This is a genomic window from Paraflavitalea sp. CAU 1676 (assembly GCF_029223285.1).
In the GTDB taxonomy this organism is placed as follows: Bacteria; Bacteroidota; Bacteroidia; order Chitinophagales; family Chitinophagaceae; genus Paraflavitalea.
Genome location: NZ_JARHUJ010000003.1, coordinates 244,172 through 261,861 on the forward strand (window position 1 = coordinate 244,172; position 17,690 = coordinate 261,861).

A 17,690-nucleotide genomic window follows, 5' to 3' on the forward strand; every position below is an offset into this window, starting at 1 on the left:
TGAAAATTGCCAAAGTCAGCATGCGTCATTCAAAAAATTATCCCTGGATCGTTGTGGCCCTGCTTTGGGTGGTGGCCATGCTCAATTACCTCGACCGGCAGATGCTGTCGACGATGCGACAAACGATGCAGACAGATATTTCGGAACTGCAATCGGCCACCATGTTCGGTTACCTCATGGGCATCTTTTTATGGATCTATGGTTTTATGAGTCCTGTATCGGAAATCATTGCCGATAAAGTGAACCGCAAGTGGCTGATCACCGTGAGTTTGTTTGTGTGGTCGGGCGTAACGCTGGCGATGGGTATGGCGAAAACCTTCGACCAGCTCTACTGGCTGCGCGCTATCATGGGCGTCAGCGAAGCGTTGTACATACCCGCGGCCTTATCACTCATTGCAGATTACCACCAGGATAAAACCCGCTCGCTGGCGATAGGCATTCATATGACCGGCTTGTATATCGGTCAGGCACTGGGTGGTTTTGGCGCCACCATAGCCACCAGCATCTCCTGGCAAAAGACCTTCCAGGTGTTTGGTGTTGTCGGTATTGCTTATTCGGTAGTATTACTGATCGCTTTGCACGATACCAAACGCCTGCCGCAGGTTGCCGCGCAGGCACCGGCAACAGCACCGTCTAAGAGCAACCTGTTTAAAGGACTGGCCGTGCTGTTGACCAACATCCCTTTCTGGATCATCCTGTTCTATTTCGCGGTGCCCAGCTTGCCGGGCTGGGCGACCAAGAATTGGCTGCCTACCTTGTTTGCAGAAAACCTGGGGATAGATATGGCAACAGCGGGACCACTGTCGACGATCACCATCGCCGTCTCATCCTTACTCGGTGTACTGCTGGGCGGTATCCTTTCCGACAAATGGGTACAGAAGGACCTGCGGGGCCGCATCTACACCAGTGCCATCGGACTTGGCCTAACTATACCGGCTTTATTCTTGCTGGGCTATGGCCATTCCTTATTGCATGTGCTCAGCGCGGCTTTTTGCTTTGGTTTTGGATTTGGCATGTTCGATGCCAACAATATGCCCATCCTTTGCCAGTTCGTATCGGCACGGTACCGTGCTACAGCCTATGGCTTAATGAACATGACCGGTGTATTTTCTGGCGCGCTCGTTACCAACTGGCTCGGCAAATCGACCGACGCGGGGCGTCTTGGTAAAGACCTCGCTCTGCTGGCCATCATAGTAGCCGTAGCCCTCATCATCCAATTATCTTTTCTGAAACCAGTAACCAAAGATTATGACCGTCAATAATAATCGCACCATATCATTTGTAAAGATCGCCAGCAGCTTTTGTTTGCTGATCGTAACCAGTGGTCACTTGTTGGCACAGCCGGCAGGCGGCACTAAGCAGGGCGTTATCGTGACGGCTACTGCACCGGTAGCACCCTTATTGAAAGGCATCGACAACAATGCGGTGCTTTGTGTGAAGGTTTATGTCCCCGCCGGGCGGAAGGCCATCGCCATCAATGCACTGGCTGTTACCCTGAACAAGAGCGCACTTCAAACGATCGAGTCGCTGAACGTCCACTACAATGGTAATGAACCAGCCTTCAATAACCAGCAACCGGTTACCAGGATGGAGCCATCCGCAGTACAAACCAGCATCCCGGTACATATCAATGCTCTTACAGGCTGGAATTATATCTGGCTCAGTGCCCGGCTGAAACCACAGGCCAACATCTCCCTCAAGCCGGAGATCCGTATAGTTCGTGTGCACACGGCGCAGGAAACCTTTTCGGTGAAAGAAGAGAGCAAATCATTTGCAAAATACATCGGTGTTGCGCTGCGCAAAGCCTGGGACGATAGTGTTCACACTTACCGCATACCTGGATTAGCCACCACCGGCAAAGGCACCCTCATTGCGGTCTACGACATTCGCTACAAGCATGCGGGCGACCTGCCGGCCAATATCGATGTGGGCATGAACCGCAGTACGGATGGAGGTAGAACCTGGTCGCCCATGAAGATCATCATGGATATGGGAGCACCACATGAGAACAACGGGGTAGGGGATCCTGCTGTATTGTTTGACCCCGTCACCAATAAGATCTGGGTGGCGGCACTGTGGAGCAAGGGCAACCGTTCAATCGCCGGTTCGATGCCCGGCCTTTCACCCGATACCACCGGACAATTGGTGCTCGTGAGCAGTGAAGATGACGGCCTTACCTGGACCGCTCCCGTATCGATCACCCAACAGGTGAAGAACCCTATATGGCACTTGTATTTCAACGGACCGGGCAGCGGCATTGCTATGCAAAATGGTACCCTCGTGTTTGCTTCCCAATGCTGGGACGAAAGCAAAAAGCCCGGCATACCACACTCATCCATCATTTACAGTACCGATCATGGCATCACCTGGCACTCGGGCACCGGCGCCAAAAGCAATACCACCGAAAGCCAGGTAGTGGAAACCACGCCAGGTACCCTCATGCTCAACATGCGTGACAACCGCGGCAACTTCCGCAGCGTTGCTACCACCACCGATATGGGCCAAACCTGGGTGGAGCATCCTACGTCGTATAACGCGCTGCCCGATCCGGTTTGCATGGCGGCACTCATCAAAGCACCCGCCCTGGTGGGCGGCAAAAAACAGGAAGTATTATTCTTTAGCAATGTAGCCTCACAGCAAGCGAGGATGAACATGACCATCAAGGCCAGTGCCGACCTTGGCAATAGCTGGCAGCCTGCCAGGAGCCTGCTGCTCGACGAAAGAAAAGGCTATGGCTATTCGACCCTTACCCGGATCGATGATCAAACGATCGGCATACTCTATGAAGGCGTCCGTGATCTTTATTTTCTCCGTATCCCCATCACCGACATTATTCGTTAAACAACTCAACTCTTTCAATCATGAGCTATACTACCGAGGAACTGCTGGCGCTGGAAGACTTCTACCGCGACCAGTTACTCAACAGCACGATCAATTTCTGGTTTCCCCGTTCGTACGATAAAGAATATGGAGGTTTCCTGTTCATGCGCGACCAGGATGGCAGCCTGCTCGACGATGACAAGGCCGTATGGATACAGGGCCGTGCCACCTGGATGTTATCGACCTTATACAATACCGTAGAACCACGGTCCGAATGGTTGGAAGGTGCCCGGCTGGGTTTTGAATTCCTGAACAAATACTGCTTCGATACGGACGGACAAATGTTCTTTCATGTAACACGTGATGGTCGCCCCATCCGTAAACGTCGCTACTTCTTCTCGGAAACTTTTTATGTGATAGCTGCCGCAGCGTATGCACAGGCCAGCGGTGATGAGTTCGCTGCCAGCAGGGCACGCGAAGTGTTTGGCAAATGTATTGAATACGCTACCACACCAGGCTTATTACCACCCAAGTACACCGGCACCAGGCCTTCGAAAGGTATTGGCATACCGATGATCCTGATGAACACCGCCCAGCAATTACGCAGCACCATCGGCGATCAGCGTTGCGACGAATACATTACCCAATGGATCGATGAGATCGCCAATAACTTCGTAAAGCACGATATCCGTTGCGTCATGGAGCAAGTGGCGCCCGACGGTAGCATCATCGACCATATAGATGGCCGCACGCTTAATCCGGGACATGCCATAGAAGGCGCCTGGTTCATTCTGCACGAAGCCATGCATCGCAACAACGACCCGCAGCTCATCCAGCTCGGCTGCCAGATGATCGACTATATGTGGGAGCGTGGATGGGACAAAGAACATGGAGGCATCCTGTACTTCCGCGATGTGTACAACAAACCCGTACAGGAATACTGGCAGGATATGAAATTCTGGTGGCCGCACAACGAGACCATCATCGCCACCTTACTGGCCTATCTGCTTACCGGCGAAGAGAAATATGCCGGCATGCACAAGCTGGTGCATGATTATTCCTACACACACTTTCACGATAAGGCATTCGGCGAATGGTTTGGCTACCTGCACCGGGATGGCACCATTGCGCAAACCGCCAAAGGCAACCTCTATAAAGGACCTTTCCACCTGCCAAGACAGGAGTGGTACTGCACCATATTGTTGCAGAATTACCTGAGCAAAAGAAAAATGACGGCTACCTCCCTCATCGGGCATCACTAAAACTATGAAACAAACGATCACAATAGCCTGTCTGCTGATTGGTATTACCTGCACAGGACAGCTACAACTGGCCAGGATCTTTTCCAGTCATATGGTATTGCAAAGAGACCAGCCAATTCATGTTTGGGGCCAGGCCCGCCCGGCCGATACCGTAACAGCAAGGCTAGGGCACGAGGAGAAAAAAGCCTCCGCGGATGCAGACGGCCACTGGAGCGTTTACTTTCACCCGCGAAAAGCATCAGGACAACCTCTACACCTTAGCATAGGTACAGCTACAGAGCATATAGACCTTGTCGATCTAGTGATCGGCGACCTATGGGTATGCATCGGCCAATCGAATATGGAATGGCCAATGGCGAAAGAACTGCATTACCACGAAGCACGCGGGGAGGCCAGGCGGCATTTGGTCAGGTTTTACAACCCTACCTATGCGGGGAAGAATATTTACGGATCTGCCTTTACCGATTCCGTGGTACAGCGACTTACCCCTGACCGGTTCTACGAAGGCAGTTGGTTGGTCAGCGATACCGGAAGCATTGCTACCATGAGCGCCGTAGCGTGGTATTTCGGAAAAACAGTAGCCTACAAAATGAAAATTCCCATTGGCCTTATCCACCTCGCCATTGGCGGAGCGCCGCTGGAAACATTTATCGATGCAAAGGCATTACAAAGTTCATCACCATTCAAAGCTAAAGTCAGGGGTAACTGGCTCGATAATGAGTCATTACCCGTTTGGGTGCGCGAGCGAGGCAGGCAAAATACAGGAAGGGTAACGACGATACCGGTTGATGAAAACGGACCAGCCCATGCCTACAAGCCAGGTTTTGCCTATACGGCAGGCATTGCGCCCATAATACCCATGCCCATCAAGGGGATATTGTGTTACCAGGGCGAAAGCAATGCGCAGGAAAAAGAACGGGTGGCCGAATACGCCAGCCTCAGTTCCTTGCTGGTAGCCGGTTATCGCCGGCAATGGCAACAGCCTAAACTGCCTTTTTATTTTGTGCAGCTATCATCGATCGATACGATCAAGTACAAGGGCCATTGGTGGCCCCAATTCAGGAATGAGCAACGGAAGATGTTAACAGTCATTCCGTACAGCGGCATGGCTGTAAGCAGCGATAGCGGCGCCCGGCATGATGTACATCCCACCAATAAAAAGATAGTAGGGGAGCGGTTGGCCCGCTGGGCCCTGCGCAATACCTACGGACAATCTGTAACTCCCTCTGGCCCCTTACCCTTGCAAGCCGTTTACCGCAATGGGCAGGTGGTGATCAGTTTTCACTATGGCGCGGGACTTCAAACGGCCGACGGGCAAACACTGCGTGGCTTTTCGACAAACGGAGTCAATGACACGCCAGCCAAAATCCAACAGCAAACCGTGCGCATATCCACGCCGGCAAAACCAGCCTATGTTTATTACGGTTGGAGATCGTATACCGATGCCAACCTCGTCAACGTCGACCTGCTACCGGCATCAACATTCAGGATAAAAGTCAACTAAGCCTATGAAACTGCACGCCGTGCTGCTTTGCTTATGTTTCACATCAGCTGCGATTGCACAAAAGTCTGGCCGTACAACCGTTACCCAACCTCCTGCGCTGATACCCCTGCCGCAGGAAGTAACCTGGAAGACCGGGAAAGCATTCGAACTGGCTGGTTGCAAGATCATCAGCATCGCCGACAGCAGCTTGCTCCCTCAGGCCATCGCCTTACAGCAATTCATTCATCAGGCAGGTGGCAAGCCAGTCATCCGTCTCAAAGCAAGGCAAACCTCCCCATCAACTATTTTCCTGCAGCTGCATGGGTCAGCTACCAATGCCGAAGCCTACCTGCTATCGGTCAGCAACCCGCAAATCAGTTTAACCGCATCAGCGGCACACGGCCTATTCAATGCCCTGCAAACCCTTTACCAGTTAGCAGGAAGCGGCAACCGTATACCGCCCTGCACCATCCGCGACTGGCCGGCCTTTACCTGGCGCGGCTATATGATCGATGTGGGCCGCAACTATGTATCGCTGCCATTGCTCAAAGAGCAGATCGATGTGATGGCGCGGTACAAACTCAACATTTTTCATTTCCATGCTACGGAAGACATTGCCTGGCGCATCGCCAGTAAGCGATACCCACAACTTACTGCACCCGAAAACATGATCCGCGACAAAGGCAGTTACTATTCGGAGGCCGACCTCAAAGAACTGATCGGCTATTGCCGGGAACGGTTTATTACCCTTGTGCCCGAGATCGATATGCCCGGCCACAGCGCTGCCTTCACCCGGGCCCTGCATACCACCATGCAAAGCGATACAGGTCTGCGCATCGTAAAGAACCTACTGGAAGAATTTTGCGACACGTACGATCTGCCTTATGTCCATATTGGCGCAGACGAAGTGAAGATCACCAACCGCGATTTCATACCCGCCGTAACCGCCTTGCTCGAAAGCCGTGGCCGGCAGGTGATCGGCTGGCAGCCGGGCGGCAATTTCAACGAACGCACCATCCGGCAATTGTGGATGGAGGAGGCATCCCATACAGTAGCCGGCACCGCCACGCAGTTTATCGACTCACGTCACCTCTACCTAAACCATATGGACCCGCTCGAAGCGGTGACAACGATCTTCAACCGGCAGATCGGCAACAAAACCCGGGGCGACGGTTCCATGCTGGGGGCCACTTTATGCCTGTGGCACGATCGCAAGGTGAACACCGAAACCGACCTGCTGCAAATGAACCCCGTATATCCTGGCATGCTGGCATTTGCTGAGCGTACCTGGCGCGGCGGAGGTACACCTGGCTGGGTAGCCAACCTCAGTGACGGCGACCATCCTGCCTTCGCCGCGTTTGAGGGCCGTTTGCTGCGCCACAAGGCGCTTTATTTCGCCGGCAAGATATTTCCCTACGCCAAACAAACAGGCCAGCTATGGAGCCTTTATGGACCTTATAACAACAACGGCAATCTGACACAATCCTTCGAACCGGAAACAGCTGCCTGGTCGCCGGAAACAGCAAAGCCGGCGAAAACGGTTACCGGTGGCACCGTTGTGCTGCGGCATTGGTGGGCGCCGCTCATCAAAGGCGCCATCGATCATCCTGTTGAAAACAGTACCTGGTATGCCACTACCTCCGTCTGGAGCGATCGGGACACAATAGCTCCTTACTGGATCAGCTTCAACAACCTGTCGAGATCGCCGGCAACGGATAGTCCACCCGTGGACGCCTGGGATACCAAAGGCAGCAGAGTTTGGGTAAACGGTCTATTGGTACCCCCACCCACCTGGCAGCAGGCAGCGCAGAAAGGCCATTCAGAAATACCATTAACCGATGAGGGTTACGAGTACCGGCCGGCTATCTTGATCCCGTTGAAGAAGGGACTGAATACCGTGTGCATTAAAGCGCCTATAGGGAGTTTTAAGGGGAAAGACTGGCAGAATCCGGTCAAGTGGATGTTTACCTTTTGCCAGGCTGCGGGTAATTGACAAGGCAGCTATTTGCAGCAACTCTTTTTGGGAAGAATGAACTTGCGGATGAAGCTCCAGATCTTTTGCCACATAGGGTTCACATTTTGCATTTACACGATTCCATTACATTTGCAACTCATGGCAAAGATACGGATATGATCAGAATCGGGTTGATCCGCGAAGGAAAAGTGCCTGCCGACAACCGGGTGGCGCTTACCCCCGCGCAATGCAAATGGATCCTTAAAAATGCGGCCGACGTGCAGATCACTGTTCAATCCTGCACCCACCGCTGCTTCTCCGATAAAGAATATGAACTGGCCGGCATTGCCGTGCAGGAAAACCTCGGGCATTGTGATATCCTGTTGGGGATCAAAGAAGTGCCTGTACAAATGCTGTTGCCGGGCAAAACCTACCTGTTCTTTTCGCATACCCGTAAAAAGCAACATTGGAACCGTGGCCTGTTCCATGCCATGATGCGGCAAAAAATTACCCTCATTGATTACGAATGCCTCGAACATGAGGATGGGCAACGCATCATAGGCTTTGGATTCTTTGCCGGTGTGGTAGGCGCGCACAATGGCATGATGGCCTGGGGCCATCGAGCGGGTACCTATGACCTTGTAAGGGTGCACCGGCAAAAAAGTTTCCGGGAACTCATTCATACCTACTTCGGCCTGCGCATACCACCCATCAAGATCGCCGTAACCGGCAGCGGACGCGTGGCGCATGGCATACTCGAGGTCATGAACCTCATGGGCATTCATGAAGTAGAGCCCGACGAATACCTGGCCCGTCAATTCTCCTACCCGGTGTACACGCAACTAAAAGGTCCCGATCTCTATCAGCCCCGGGATGCCAGCCTATATAACCGTTCACATTTTCATGCACACCCGGAGACCTATACGAGTCGCTTTCTTCCCTATGCCTACGAAACGGATATCCTGATGAACGGCATTTATTGGGATCAACAAATGCCCCGGTTGTTTGAGGCCAGTGAAGTGAGTAATCCCACCTTTCGTATCCAAACCATCGCCGACATTACAGATGATGCGTTTGGATCGGTACCCATCAACCTGGGCGACCAAACCATCGAAGACCCCCTATACGGCGTAGACAAAGCAACGCGGCAGAAAACAGCGCCTTACCTGCCCGGCAGCATCGATGTAATGGCCGTGGGCAATTTGCCCAACGAACTGCCCCGTGATGCCAGCCGCTATTTTGGCGAGCAGCTTATTAAGTACATACTGGAAGACCTGCTGCGCGGCAATGGATCAAGGGTCATTGAGCACGCTACGATGCTGAAAGGCGGCACCCTCACCGCGCACTTCGATTACCTGAGCGATTACGCGGCTCAGTAAGCTATTGCATACAAGGCACCTTCAACCTACAACGATCCCCCTTTCCACCCGCAACGCTCCAAAAGGCATTTTCAACGTTTCGATTGAAATACTTCGTTTTCGTTTTCAAAAGTTTTCTCCCGCGACTGCCAGTGATCAACTTTGTAATGCCATGAAACAAGGGGCGCATAAACGCCTTCATCCAATCACCATTATTACAAACTTATAGTTATGAAATCTCTCTACCTGAGCGTAGCGATCATACTCGCTGCCAGCGCTACATTTGCCCAAAGCGTTGCCATCAACAACGATGCCTCGGTAGCCCACGCCAGCGCAGCGCTCGATATCAAAAGCAGCACCAAGGGGTTACTGATACCACGGCTTACCACTGCCCAACGCACAGCCATTGCCGCACCGGCCAAAGGATTGCTGGTATTCGATACCGATGTAAACTCATTTTGGTTCCACAACGGCACCCAGTGGATCAACCTTGCCGCAGCGCAGGGAGCCGGCGGATTTGCGCTTCCTTACGCAGGCACGGCCAGTAGCGCCAATAATGTTTTCTCCTTGAGAAATACCGGAAATGGAGCCACCCTGTTTGCCGGTAACGATGCAGGGAAAGCGGCGCATTTTGCAAACAACAGCTCCACCAATGCTGACTCAAACCTGGTAGAGGTATACTCGAAAAGTAGTGGTAAGGTCAGTGATAACCGGTACGGAAATGCTGCCTCCTTCACCATCGATAACACAAGCAGTGTAGCAGCTGCAGTGAGGGCCAAAATCAACACTATTTTTGGCAATTTTGGAACGGCGGCACTATTCGGCGAATCGGCTGGCACAGGGGGCGTAGCCGGCTTGTTTCATGCGTCAAACACTACCGGAAACGGCAATGCCATTGCTGCCATCGTAGAAGGGAATGGAAATGGCATCAGTGCAACGGCAAAGAAAACAGGCAATGCAATTGAAGCAACCCATCTGGGCGCCGGCAACGCGTTGTATGCTTCCGTGTCGTCGACGGGCACCGGTCATGCTGCAAAGTTCGAAAACTTCAACACTGAAAATTACACGCCAGTCATCTACGCCACTACTAAAGGTTTTAATAATGTCGCGCATTTTAAAATAGATAACCCTAACTCAGCATATGCTGCTGTTCGTGCAGAGATCAACACCGATGCAGTATTTGATTATGGCCGGGCAGCCGTGGCCGGCTATGCAAGGGGGACAGGAGGGGCTGGTGGTTATTTCGAAGCCACCGCAGTGACCGGCAAAGCGGTAGGGCTGTTTGCCTATTCACAAAGCGCCGGAGACGCTTTGTTTGTACGTTCAGACAATGAGGGAGATGGAATACAAACCTATGTCATGGGCACCGGTACAGCAATAAAAGGCTATAGCACCCAAAATACTGGACGGGCTGCATACTTCTATCACAGTACATTAAATAATCCCAACCCCGTGCTCACGGTTGAATCAAAAAGCACGGGACCGTTGGCTGTTTTCAAAGCAGGTTCTACCCCCGTCAACGTCGCCCGCATCAGCAATACCGGCAAAGCTTTCTTCAACGGCGGTACCCAAAACAGCGGCGCCGATATAGCCGAAGCCTTCGACGTAACCGGCGATGTCAATAGCTATGCGCCCGGCGACGTGCTGGTGATCTCCACTACTAAAGACCGCGCCGTAGAAAGATCATCCCAACCCTACAGCACCCTGGTAGCAGGTGTATACGCCACCAAACCCGGCGTATTGCTGACCGAGGAAAACATCGACAGCGAACTTACCGGCAAAGTACCCATGGGCGTGGTAGGAGTGATTCCTACTAACGTATGCACCGAAGGCGGTGCCATTAAAAGAGGCGATATGCTGGTAACCTCTTCACTGCCAGGCGTAGCCATGAAGGCCGATCCCGATAAGGTAAAACCCGGCCAGGTGATCGGCAAGGCCCTGCAGGATTTCAACGGTGCGGCTAGGGGACGCATCAACGTATTGGTCAATGTGAAGTAATACACTACAGCGGTTATTTAAGCCGGTTCGGCGCACATCTTATCCTGTCAGCCTGCATAATTTTCCACACAGTAAAGGCTTACACCATTTTTGTGCAGCCATAACAACATGGCACAGACTTTAACCAATCAAATAACCAATTGTAGTAAACATTACCTATTATGAAATCTCTTTTCATCACCTTATCGATAGCATTTACCTGCTCAGCAGGGTTCGCACAAAGCGTTGCGCTTAACAATGATGGCACCCTGGCGCATGCCAGCGCCGCCCTGGACATCAAAAGCACCACGAAGGGACTCCTGATACCGCGGTTAACCACCGCCGAACGAACTGCTGTAGCAGCACCGGCTAAAGGTCTGCTGGTCTTCGATACCAACACCAGCTCTTTCTGGTTCTTCGACGGAACAGCCTGGAGCAACCTTGCTCCTGGTGGAGGTAGCGGATTGATCCTTCCATATGCAGGCAATGCCACCAGTGCCAGCCAGGTATTCTCTGTTACCAATAACGGAAAAGGAGCTGCTATCTATGGCCGTAACGATGGCGGTAAAGCCGCCCAATTTGTAAACTACAATGTAGAGAACATTGATTCGAACCTGCTTGATGTGGTGTCTTATGGGAGGGGAAATGGTTATAATATACGTTTTGGGAATGCGGCATCCTTTGCCATCAACAATCCCACTAGTCTGGCTGCAGCTGTAAGGGCCAGCGTCAATACCAAATATTCCAATTTCGGAGCGGCCGCCATCTTAGCAGAGGCGTCTGGACCTGGTGGATATGCCGGGCAGTTTTATGCATCCCATCCGGATTTCGCCTCTACTGCCCTGGCAGCAGGAGCAAATGGAAAGGGCAACGCCATCAAGGCAAATGCTATCAATGGCAATGGAGTGGAAAGCACCATAGACGGAACAGGTACGGGCATTGCTATAGTCGGGCAGGTATATCCTTATGCCACCGGTCGGGCAGGAAAATTCGAAAACTACAACGAATCCAACAACAGCGATGTCATCACAGTTACAACCGTAGGCAATGGAATTGCTGGTAGTTTCAAAGTCGACCAGGCCGGCGCCACAGCACCAGCCGTGAGAGCAGAGGTAACTACTGCCTCCAATAATTTTGGTGCCGCAGGCGTATATGGCCGGACTTCCGGTTACGGAGGTTTTGGAGGAGTATTCCATGCATCCAACCTCAATGGAAGCGGCAGGGCCCTTGTAGCATTGGCAGAGGGCAATGGAACTGCCATTGAGGCACAGGCCAGAAAGAATGGGAACGGCTTAGAAGTGTCCGCTTACGGTACCGGCCATGCTATTTTCGCCTGGTTGCCCACCACCGGCCATGGTAAAGTTGCCCGTTTTTCCAACTTCAACGGCGCCAACACCAATACGGTACTATCTATTGAATCCGGTAGTACGGTAGGTAACCTGGTCGAATTCAGAGCCGGCAATCCCTATACGCTCAACGTAGCCCGCATCAATGGCGTCGGCAAAGCCTTCTTCAACGGCGGCACGCAAAACAGCGGGGCCGACCTCGCCGAAGCCTTCGACGTAACCGGCGATATCAACACCTATGCGCCCGGCGATGTGCTGGTGATCTCTACCTCCCAGGACCGTGCCGTGGAGAAATCATCCGAACCCTACAGTACCCTCGTAGCCGGGGTATACGCTACCAAACCCGGTGTATTGCTTACTGAAGAAAATATCGACAGCGAGCTCACCAATAAAGTACCCATGGGTGTAGTAGGCGTGATCCCCACCAAAGTTTGCCTCGAAGGTGGCGCCATCAAAAGAGGCGATATGCTGGTAACCTCTTCACTGCCCGGCGTGGCGATGAAGGCCGATCCCGACAAAGTAAAACCCGGCCAGGTGATCGGCAAGGCCCTGCAGGATTTCAATAATGGAACGACGGGCAAGATCAACGTACTGGTCAACGTGAAATAAGATCTTTTAACGAATAACCATGTCGAATGAATAAAACAATACCGTCCTTACTGGCAGCCTTGCTGCTGTTGGGACACACATTACCCGCACAGCTCACCATCGGCAGCGGTACCAGTATCAAAAGCGATAACAACAGCTACCTGGTGTTAAACGACCTGGGCATCGCGCACAATGCCACCGCTATAGAACCCACTATTAAATTCACCGGCAGCGCCACATCAACCATCACAGGAACTGGCAATGCCACCTTAACCCGGCTCGAACTGGCTATGCAGAATAATGCAACAGTGCAGTTGCAATATAGCATTCAGGTAAGTCAGTCTATTCGTTTCGATGGCGGCATGCTCGACCTCAACAACCGCAATATTCAACTGCTAAGCGGTGCACAATTACTGAATGAGTCCTCCACCAGCCATGTCAGTGGCGCCAATGGCGGATTGCTGATGATCACAGTCGCACTCAACACGCCCAGCGCCGTTAATCCGGGTAATCTGGGATTGGAGATCACCAGCGCCGCTAACCTCGGCAACGTACAGATCGCACGTGGACATAAATCATTCCCCATCAACGGCAGCAACAGCATCACCCGGTATTATACCATTACCCCCACCTTCAACCAGCAACTGAATGCCACGGTAAGGTTCTATTACTTCGATGCCGAACTGAATGGCCGTCCCGAAGAAATGCTGGGCCTTTGGTCCTCGGGCAATGGCGGCAACAGCTTTCAATCCGTGCAATACACGGGCCGCAGCGCAGGCTTAAACTATGTGGAGAAGACAGGCATCGACCAGCTGAGCACCTTTACACTCTTCGATGCAGCCAGTATATTGCCGGTGAGCGACCTGCAGTTTACCGCCCAACGCACCAACAGCAGCCAGGTAAGGCTCGACTGGAAAACGGCCACCGAGCACGACAACAAAGGATTTCATATTGAACGAAAACTTGAGCAGGAAAGTAATTTCACTACACTTGGCTTTGTGCCATCGCTTGCAACGGGCGGCAACAGCAGCCAGCCCCTGGCCTATACCCGTACCGACAACAACAACTTTACCGGCAGATCGTATTACCGCCTGAAACAGGAAGACATCAACGGACAAGCCGTATGGTCGGTCGTTCGCATCGTGACAGGCATCAACAACAAGACTGTTGTGCTGAAAGCCTGGCCCATACCCGCGATCGGTAATTTTTATGTAAACGTGGAAGGCATTGAAAAGGATGTGCTGATGGTGTATGATATGACCGGCAAATTAAAACTACAGCTGCCCATATCCGGTAACACGCAGCACCAGGTTACTCAACTGACCGCAGGCACTTACCTGCTAAAGCTCGCCGGCCAAAAAGACATTCAACAGAAAATAATAGTACAGTAGAAGAACCAACAGGTCGCAATCAGGAAAGCGCTTTAAACGTGGTGTAATTTGGAGTGGCTACTTACAGGCCCTTACCGCTGGTAGGGGCCTTTTTGGTTGAACGACCATTTGCCCTGCATCTTCCGGCAACTCTTTTTCATGGGCTGAAGAAAGCACACCGGCTGCGTTATAAGTAGAGATAATAGCTCTTCAGCAGCTCGACAAAATCATCCGTATAGCCTCCTTCTTCCTTTTGGATCGTCAACTCATATTCCGGTGCAAAGTTCTCTTTGTGCCGGCTGTAATGAAGAACAGAGCGGAAATAAGGGTGGCGCGGACTTTGTTTTACCAGCAGATTCTCTACCAGGTGAAAGCCCTGAGCCGTGGCAAGTTCGTGAAAGTAGGTCCAGCGATGATAAGGCAGCAGCACGCCAAAGCTGCCCTGTGCATCGAGGTTGTCGTCGATGGCCTGTACCAGTTCATCCAGCTTCAGCAACTTGCTGTGCTTGGCCACCTGCTCGGCATCTGCATCCGAAGGCAGGTCGTTCTCGAAAAATGGCGGATTGCTGATGATGAAATTGTATTTACGCGGAAAGGAGTAAGTACGGGCGTCGCCGGGAAATACCCGCAGCCTTTCTTTCCAGTCGTTTTGATGGATATTTTCCTTGAGTTGTTTAAACGCGGCGAGGTCGATCTCGATGCCATGGATCTCAGCTTCCGTTTGCTGGGCCAGCATCATCATGAGCAAACCGGTACCGCTGCCGATATCGAGAATATTGTAGTAGTCGGGCACTTTAGCAGCAAACCAGGCGCCCAGGATGCACGCATCCGTACAAACTTTCATCGCGCACTGATCCTGGTGTATCGTAAACTGTTTAAACTGAAAGTAACTATTGGCCATAGGCAGCTTGTATTTGTGGCATCGGATCAACCGGGAGCCGGATAAGTCCAGGTAAAGATTCCATAGGATGAATCAGGTGGGACGCTAATGGTTCATCAGCCTAAAGATAATGGCCTCCTAAATATTCCAAAAAGTAATTATACGGAAACTGCGCAATTTTAATCTGGACCGCTCCCAAACAGCCATTACCATTCGGCCCTGGCCGTTACGTCGATGCCCAGTGTACTGAAATCGCCTGCCTGGTATTTGTAATAGGCCGTCATCGCTATCATCGCGGCATTATCGGTGCAGTATTGAAAAGCGGGGATATAGGTATTCCACTTAAACTGCTTGCCCCACTCGGTAAGGGTGCTACGCAGACCGCTGTTGGCCGATACGCCACCGGCAATGCAGATGTCGGTAACACCGGTTTGAATGGCCGCTTTCTTCACCTTATTCATCAGGATGGTGATGATGCGGTACTGTATGGAGGCGCAGATATCGGACAGGTTCTTCTCCACAAACTGTGGGTCGGCCGCAGTATTTTCCTGCAGAAAATAAAGGATAGCCGTTTTCAGTCCGCTAAAACTGAAGTTCAGTTCCGGAATCCTGGGCTCGGGGAAAGAGAACCGCTTTGGATTTCCTTCGCGGGCATATTTATCGATGAGCGGACCGCCAGGGTAGGGCAGACCAAGGATCTTGGCCGATTTGTCGAAAGCTTCGCCGGCTGCATCGTCCATCGTTTCGCCGATCACCTTCATTTTCAAAGGGGATTCGCACAGCACGATCTGCGTATGTCCGCCACTCACCGTAAGACACAGGAACGGGAAAGAAGGCTTGGGGTCGGGTTGGCCATTGGTAGCGGTAGGAATGAGGTTGGCCAATACGTGCGCCTGCATATGGTGCACCGCGATCAGGGGAATATCGAGGGCCAGCGACAGCGATTTGGCAAACTGGGCGCCTACCAGTAGCGCACCGATCAGCCCGGGCGCCTGGGTAAAAGCGATGGCGCTGAGGTCCTGCATGGTGATGCCGGCATCTTTCACCGCCTTATCCACTACGGGTACGATATTCTGCATATGCGCCCTGGATGCGAGTTCCGGCACTACGCCGCCGTATTGTTCATGTACTTTCTGACTGGCGATCACATTCGACAGGATGACCCCGTCGCGGCATATAGAGGCCGACGTTTCGTCGCACGACGATTCTATAGCGAGTATTACGGTAGACAATTGTTCTCGTTGATAGGTATTAAAAAAGCACGCAAAGATAAGCCAAGTGCAGTTATTTGCTGCGGATGGCCTCCACAGGATTCATGCGGGCTGCAATGGAGGCGGGGATGATGCCAGCCAGTACACCCACCAAAATACAGATACCGATGGCCAGCGCCAGGATGCTGGGGGCGATGAATACCGGGAAACCGGCAGCTGTAGAGATCACCGTAAGCAAGAACACCCCCAAAACGCCGAGCAAGCCGCCCATGATACACAGGAAGGCCGATTCGAGCAGGAATTCGGTGAGGATGGTAGAACTCTTGGCGCCGATGGCTTTCTTCAGCCCGATCTGCGAGGTGCGCTCACGCACGGTTACGAACATGATGTTGGCTACACCAAACATGCCCACCACGAGTGAAAGCGCGGCAATAGCCCAGCCCCCTTTATTGATATTGGTGAAGATACCGCTGAAGAAGCTGCTGAAGGCATCGATATCGTTTAGGGAAAAGTCATTTTCCTGCGTAGGTTTCAGTTTGCGGATGGAGCGCATGGCGCCGGCCAGTTCATCCTTCAGCTGTTCCATGGGCACGGTTTCCTTACCCTGTACCATGATGATGGGATTGCTGCTCTTCTCCCGCACCATTTGTTTCATAAAACCAACCGGCATCAGGATACTGTTGTCGTACTCCCATCCACCGATAATGCTTTTACCCTGCTTTTTGATGAGTCCGACGATCAAACCGCGTTTACCGGCTTTCATCTTCACAAGCTGGCCCACTGCTTTGTCGGGGTTGCCAAACAGGTTAACCGCCACTTCGTGACCGATCACAAACACGTTGGTGCCATAATCGAAATCAGATTGCTGAAGGTAGCGACCCATTTGGATTTCGATCGGCTGAATATTGATGAATTCATCGGTAATGCCATAGTAATTAATGCCGGAAACGCTGTTATCACCCACTTCAAGCGTACTGGTGGTACTGATATTGAAGGCCACATTGGCCGCACCGGGCACCCTTTGCTTCAGGGCAGTCATTTCATCGAGGGAGGGATCGGGACGTTTTACATATTTCCACCACGGATAATCATTACCGCCATCGGCATATTCCCATTTGTCGATATAGACGGTATTGGAACCAAGCGCCTTTATATCGTTCTGCACGGCATATTCCAGACTGTTCACCGCTGCCAGTACACTGATGATACAGAAAATACCGAAAGCCACCCCGCTCAGCGAAAGGAGCGTGCGGATCTTGTGGGATTTGAACTCCTGCCACATAAGGTTAAGGCTGCTGCCCAGTATTTCGAGTACACGACGCATGTATCAAATTTAAGATAATCCGGTCAACGAAAAGGGTTAATTATTTTATTGGTAGTAATCGGGGGAAAATTGTTACGCAAGTCCGAAATTCGCGATCTGACATCCATGATCAGCAAT

12 protein-coding genes are annotated in these 17,690 nt (G+C 52.0%); 9 read left to right on the top strand and 3 right to left on the bottom strand.

Going from position 1 to position 17,690, the window contains the following annotated elements:
* Positions 1-20: 20 nt before the first annotated feature.
* The 9 genes from P2H89_RS09885 to P2H89_RS09925 all read left to right on the top strand — a co-directional run bounded on the left by P2H89_RS09885 (position 21) and on the right by P2H89_RS09925 (position 14,179).
* Positions 21-1,262: an MFS transporter gene (locus tag P2H89_RS09885; protein ID WP_275826554.1), complete on the top strand. Its 1,242-nt coding sequence runs from the start codon at positions 21-23 to the stop codon at positions 1,260-1,262.
* Positions 1,249-2,841: a sialidase family protein gene (locus P2H89_RS09890; protein ID WP_275826555.1), complete on the top strand. Its 1,593-nt coding sequence runs from the start codon at positions 1,249-1,251 to the stop codon at positions 2,839-2,841. The genes P2H89_RS09885 and P2H89_RS09890 overlap by 14 nt, the downstream gene beginning before the upstream one ends.
* Positions 2,842-2,861: 20 nt before the next feature.
* Positions 2,862-4,082 carry an AGE family epimerase/isomerase gene (locus P2H89_RS09895; protein WP_275826556.1) on the top strand — a complete coding sequence of 407 codons (1,221 nt, stop codon included), beginning with the start codon at positions 2,862-2,864 and terminating at the stop codon, positions 4,080-4,082.
* A 4-nt stretch (positions 4,083-4,086) separates the two neighbouring features.
* Positions 4,087-5,586: a sialate O-acetylesterase gene (locus P2H89_RS09900; RefSeq protein WP_275826558.1), complete on the top strand. Its 1,500-nt coding sequence runs from the start codon at positions 4,087-4,089 to the stop codon at positions 5,584-5,586.
* A 4-nt stretch (positions 5,587-5,590) separates the two neighbouring features.
* Complete coding sequence (locus P2H89_RS09905; RefSeq protein ID WP_275826559.1) at positions 5,591-7,558, top strand: family 20 glycosylhydrolase; 1,968 nt, start codon at positions 5,591-5,593, stop codon at positions 7,556-7,558.
* A gap of 137 nt (positions 7,559-7,695) precedes the next feature.
* Positions 7,696-8,898, top strand: coding sequence for an NAD(P)-dependent oxidoreductase (locus tag P2H89_RS09910; protein ID WP_275826560.1), 1,203 nt, complete (start codon positions 7,696-7,698; stop codon positions 8,896-8,898).
* A gap of 210 nt (positions 8,899-9,108) precedes the next feature.
* Entirely contained in the window at positions 9,109-10,875 is a 1,767-nt protein-coding gene (locus P2H89_RS09915; protein ID WP_275826561.1) for a hypothetical protein, read from the top strand.
* 161 nt (positions 10,876-11,036) lie between these two features.
* Positions 11,037-12,809: a hypothetical protein gene (locus tag P2H89_RS09920; RefSeq protein ID WP_275826562.1), complete on the top strand. Its 1,773-nt coding sequence runs from the start codon at positions 11,037-11,039 to the stop codon at positions 12,807-12,809.
* A gap of 26 nt (positions 12,810-12,835) precedes the next feature.
* On the top strand, positions 12,836-14,179 hold the full coding sequence (locus P2H89_RS09925; protein WP_275826563.1) for a T9SS type A sorting domain-containing protein: 1,344 nt from the start codon (positions 12,836-12,838) through the stop codon (positions 14,177-14,179).
* Between the two features lie 166 nt (positions 14,180-14,345).
* On the opposite strand, the gene P2H89_RS09930 is transcribed toward P2H89_RS09925, so the two are convergent.
* The 3 genes from P2H89_RS09930 to P2H89_RS09940 all read right to left on the bottom strand — a co-directional run bounded on the left by P2H89_RS09930 (position 14,346) and on the right by P2H89_RS09940 (position 17,573).
* A complete protein-coding gene (locus P2H89_RS09930) occupies positions 14,346-15,059 on the bottom strand; it encodes a methyltransferase (protein WP_275826564.1) in 714 nt (237 codons plus the stop codon).
* Between the two features lie 185 nt (positions 15,060-15,244).
* Positions 15,245-16,270: a tRNA (adenosine(37)-N6)-threonylcarbamoyltransferase complex transferase subunit TsaD gene (gene tsaD, locus P2H89_RS09935; protein WP_275826565.1), complete on the bottom strand. Its 1,026-nt coding sequence runs from the start codon at positions 16,268-16,270 to the stop codon at positions 15,245-15,247.
* A 52-nt stretch (positions 16,271-16,322) separates the two neighbouring features.
* Complete coding sequence (locus P2H89_RS09940; protein WP_275826566.1) at positions 16,323-17,573, bottom strand: ABC transporter permease; 1,251 nt, start codon at positions 17,571-17,573, stop codon at positions 16,323-16,325.
* Between the last annotated feature and the right edge of the window lie 117 nt (positions 17,574-17,690).

What these genes read in the sequence shown, in the direction of transcription:
- P2H89_RS09885 (WP_275826554.1), top strand. Translation starts at nt 21, where the DNA reads ATGCGTCATTCAAAAAATTATCCCTGGATCGTTGTGGCCCTGCTTTGG.
- P2H89_RS09890 (WP_275826555.1), top strand. Translation starts at nt 1,249, where the DNA reads ATGACCGTCAATAATAATCGCACCATATCATTTGTAAAGATCGCCAGC.
- P2H89_RS09895 (WP_275826556.1), top strand. Translation starts at nt 2,862, where the DNA reads ATGAGCTATACTACCGAGGAACTGCTGGCGCTGGAAGACTTCTACCGC.
- P2H89_RS09900 (WP_275826558.1), top strand. Translation starts at nt 4,087, where the DNA reads ATGAAACAAACGATCACAATAGCCTGTCTGCTGATTGGTATTACCTGC.
- P2H89_RS09905 (WP_275826559.1), top strand. Translation starts at nt 5,591, where the DNA reads ATGAAACTGCACGCCGTGCTGCTTTGCTTATGTTTCACATCAGCTGCG.
- P2H89_RS09910 (WP_275826560.1), top strand. Translation starts at nt 7,696, where the DNA reads ATGATCAGAATCGGGTTGATCCGCGAAGGAAAAGTGCCTGCCGACAAC.
- P2H89_RS09915 (WP_275826561.1), top strand. Translation starts at nt 9,109, where the DNA reads ATGAAATCTCTCTACCTGAGCGTAGCGATCATACTCGCTGCCAGCGCT.
- P2H89_RS09920 (WP_275826562.1), top strand. Translation starts at nt 11,037, where the DNA reads ATGAAATCTCTTTTCATCACCTTATCGATAGCATTTACCTGCTCAGCA.
- P2H89_RS09925 (WP_275826563.1), top strand. Translation starts at nt 12,836, where the DNA reads ATGAATAAAACAATACCGTCCTTACTGGCAGCCTTGCTGCTGTTGGGA.
- P2H89_RS09930 (WP_275826564.1), bottom strand. Translation starts at nt 15,059, where the DNA reads ATGGCCAATAGTTACTTTCAGTTTAAACAGTTTACGATACACCAGGAT.
- P2H89_RS09940 (WP_275826566.1), bottom strand. Translation starts at nt 17,573, where the DNA reads ATGCGTCGTGTACTCGAAATACTGGGCAGCAGCCTTAACCTTATGTGG.